The organism is Vibrio sp. 1402 (assembly GCF_033340275.1).
This window is the reverse complement of sequence record NZ_JAWOWE010000263.1, coordinates 1-713: the sequence shown is the minus strand read 5'-3', so window position 1 is coordinate 713 and position 713 is coordinate 1. Positions and strand designations below refer to the sequence as shown.

At 48.0% G+C, this 713-nt stretch carries 1 protein-coding gene; it reads left to right on the top strand.

The window, feature by feature from the left end:
- Nucleotides 1-713: peptidase T (gene pepT, locus R7044_RS25455; protein WP_225456027.1), on the top strand; the 713-nt coding region annotated here is incomplete at both ends.

Below are 713 nucleotides of genomic sequence, written 5' to 3'. Positions count from 1 at the left end.
CCATGTGGCCCAATGCCCAAGTTCACCTGGCCAACTCGTTTTTGCAGAGTTGTTGAAACAAGAGATGCTAGATCTTGGTTTGAGCGATGTGACTTTAGATGAACACGGTTACTTGATGGCAAAACTGCCGTCGAATGTTGATTACGATGTTCCACCAATCGGCTTTATCGCCCACATGGATACTGCACCAGATGCGTCTGGTAAGAACGTAAATCCGCAATTTGTTGAAGACTATCAAGGTGGTGATATTGCACTTGGGTTGGGAGACGAAGTGTTGTCTCCGGTTCAGTACCCAGACTTGCACAACCTACACGGCCACAATTTGATTACCACCGATGGCACAACGTTGCTTGGCGCGGACAACAAAGCGGGCATTGCAGAAATTTTGTCTGCGATCGCGATGTTGATTGAGAATCCAGACATTCCTCATGGTGACATTTGTATCGGTTTTACGCCGGACGAAGAAATCGGTCGTGGTGCGGATTTGTTTGATGTTGAGAAGTTTGGCGCGAAATGGGCATACACTATCGATGGTGGCCCGCAAGGCGAACTTGAATATGAGAACTTCAATGCGGCAAGCGCTGATGTGATTTTCCATGGCGTAAGCGTTCATCCAGGTACGGCTAAAGGCAAAATGGTCAATGCGATGAATTTAGCGGCGCAATTCCAAGTTAAAATGCCAGCAGACCAAACCCCTGAAACCACCGAAGGGT